This is a genomic window from Methanobrevibacter sp. 87.7 (assembly GCF_002208625.1).
Lineage (GTDB): Archaea > Methanobacteriota > Methanobacteria > Methanobacteriales > Methanobacteriaceae > Methanarmilla.
This window is the reverse complement of the sequence record NZ_MRCT01000213.1, coordinates 1-2,550: the sequence shown is the minus strand read 5'-3', so window position 1 is coordinate 2,550 and position 2,550 is coordinate 1. Positions and strand designations below refer to the sequence as shown.

3 protein-coding genes are annotated in these 2,550 nt (G+C 28.7%); all 3 read right to left on the bottom strand.

Going from position 1 to position 2,550, the window contains the following annotated elements; all coding sequences use genetic code 11:
• Positions 1 to 123: 123 nt before the first annotated feature.
• The 3 genes from BGI41_RS07735 to BGI41_RS07725 are packed head-to-tail and all read right to left on the bottom strand — an operon-like array spanning position 124 to position 2,293.
• Complete coding sequence (locus tag BGI41_RS07735) at positions 124 to 525, bottom strand: DUF356 domain-containing protein (protein ID WP_088540123.1); 402 nt, start codon at positions 523 to 525, stop codon at positions 124 to 126.
• A 36-nt stretch (positions 526 to 561) separates the two neighbouring features.
• Positions 562 to 1,827, bottom strand: coding sequence for a hypothetical protein (locus tag BGI41_RS07730; protein ID WP_088540122.1), 1,266 nt, complete (start codon positions 1,825 to 1,827; stop codon positions 562 to 564).
• A 10-nt stretch (positions 1,828 to 1,837) separates the two neighbouring features.
• Positions 1,838 to 2,293: a hypothetical protein gene (locus BGI41_RS07725; RefSeq protein ID WP_088540121.1), complete on the bottom strand. Its 456-nt coding sequence runs from the start codon at positions 2,291 to 2,293 to the stop codon at positions 1,838 to 1,840.
• Positions 2,294 to 2,550: the final 257 nt, after the last annotated feature.

The following is a 2,550-nucleotide window of genomic DNA, read 5'->3' as shown; positions in this document are numbered from 1 at the left end:
TAAAAACAAAAAAAATAACTAAAAATCCAATAAAAAACGATAAGAATCAAATAAAAACAAAAAAAATAACTAAAAATAAAAAATAAGTAAAAAAAAATTTAAAAATTAAATAAAAAAGTAAAACTATTCATAAGGTTTAGATTTTACTTTTTTATAATCTATTGTTTTAGTGTTTTTTGGTTTAGCAGAATAATATCCTTCAAAATATTTTGATTCATACATAACTTTTACAAGATCATCATAAACATCATATTCATCACTTACAACAACTATATGTGCTGGAGGATGAATACCTCTAATTTTAGATATAGCTACAGTAGGATTTTCTTTAATTGAGAAAATTGTAGCTACATTTGATGTATTATTAATCTTAGCATTTAAAATGTTTGAAACAATATCATCTGCTTTTTTTGAATCTAAAGCTTTTGGTTTTGATGTTAAATGTAATTCAGCATGTTTTTCAACATCAGATATAGCATTTAGAATTTTTAAATTATTTTCGCCCCTTATTAATATTAAAGCCATGTAATCCCTTCTTAAAAGATAAATAAAAGAAAAAAATTATTTTCTCTTAGATTGGAAAGATTTAAGAAGTCTTCCTCTGAATACTACTAATATTATTATAGCAATACCAATTACTGTTTGAATAGCACCAAGAATATTAAGTAAAAATGTATTTACAGGTAAATCCCATGGTGGTGATGTTCTACCATCTGGTAATGCAGTATAATAAACACCAACAGATTTAGCATTTTTATTAACATTTATATCTTTAGCTTCAACATGATTAACACCTACAATAATTCCGTTGTTAATGTTTTTATTAATTGCTTCTGCAATCTTAGTAGAACTATAACCATTCTTTTGAACAGCATATTGAACAACTTCCTTAGTAGTTTCAGATAAACCTTGTTCATCAGAACCATAGGTGTAAACATTAGCATTAGAATCACTAACTGTAATCGCTTGTTCTAGAGCATCATATGCATATTCTACTTTAAGCTTAGTTCCATCATATGGACATACTTGATAACTATCTGCTTTAGGATAAGCAACAGACCATCCACAGCTTTCACAAACCTTAGCATAAGGTTGACTCATATCGTAACCTTTCTCATTTAATTCAGATGGTGTAAACATATCTCCAGTAGTAATACCACAGAATAAATTATCTGCACCTCCACCATAAACTTCACCAGTTTGAGTAGATACCATTCTGAAAACAGAACCCATAATATGAGTTGCAGAATATCCATCTCTTAATTCTTTAGCAATTTCAGTTGCAATTGCTTTTCTGTTTGCAGCTGCTCCTCCTCCAGCACCGGGACTATCTCTTAAGTGAATAATAGCTCCTTTTTTACCTGGAGGGATATAAGCTAAACCACTAGAATATGGAGTTACAGTGTAAGATCCATTATCTTGTTCTACAATAACATAAGCATCAAAAGAACCACCTACAGCCATACCAACTTTTGGACCACCAACAATTGCCCTCATTCCAGAGTAGGAACTAGCAACAGATGCAGCTGAAGATGCACTACCTCCATTTTCAATATTTGCTAATGATTCACATACCATTTTCAACCTTAAACTATCATCTTCACTTTCACCACCAGAAAGTACAGCATATTGGTGTTTAGTTGACATTACAAAGGTAGATTGAAACATGTTTTCTTCAAAAGATAAACTTCCTGCAGCTGCACCATTAGGATCATTACCAGAAGGATCACTAATAATAATACAGTTACAAGTAGCAGATACAGCACTAGCAGAAACTAAAGCAATAGCAAGACATAATAATATAAATATAATCCTTGACCTTTTCACTTTATCCCACCTATTTACTTGAATTATAATTACTAGTTAAATTAGAGCCTAAATTTACTCTAGAGAAGTCTTCTACTACAGTAACAGTTACAATACCTGTTTGATTATCTATTTTAATATCAACTGCAGTAATAGGTTGTGCTGTTGTACCTGGAATAGTAGAACTTTTAGCATACGTCTTAGCATCGGCCACAGCCTCTGAAAGAGGTAGTGTTCTTTTTGTAGTATGTAACATACTTCCATCAATATAACTTCCTTCCCTTAAACCAGAACTTGCAACATTATCTTTAATTGTTTCTAAAGGAATTACATCATTTCCTTTAATTTGAACTCCGGTAATAGGGATACCTTGTTCTTGTTGTATAGTTGAAGCATATGCTACATAAGTTAATACTCTTCCAGAGAGAATAAGTAGAAATGCTAATAATAATATCATTAAAGTATCTCTTCTCACTTTTATAAGCATGAATTTCACTTCACTATAGATGCAAATATAAATCTACATCAATTATTAAATAATAAATTACCTAAAAACTAGATTTTAGAATAATTCATACTATAAATAAGAATAAAAATCTTATTTAAAATGTTTAAAATATTATAAATAAATTAAAACCAAAATAGACAATTAAAAATCATCTTAAATTAGTATAATGTAAACATATATTATTTACAATATAAATATTAATTAGTTAATTATCATTTATAATATTAACTATATTT

What these genes read in the sequence shown, in the direction of transcription:
- BGI41_RS07735 (WP_088540123.1), bottom strand. Translation starts at nt 525, where the DNA reads ATGGCTTTAATATTAATAAGGGGCGAAAATAATTTAAAAATTCTAAAT.
- BGI41_RS07725 (WP_088540121.1), bottom strand. Translation starts at nt 2,293, where the DNA reads ATGCTTATAAAAGTGAGAAGAGATACTTTAATGATATTATTATTAGCA.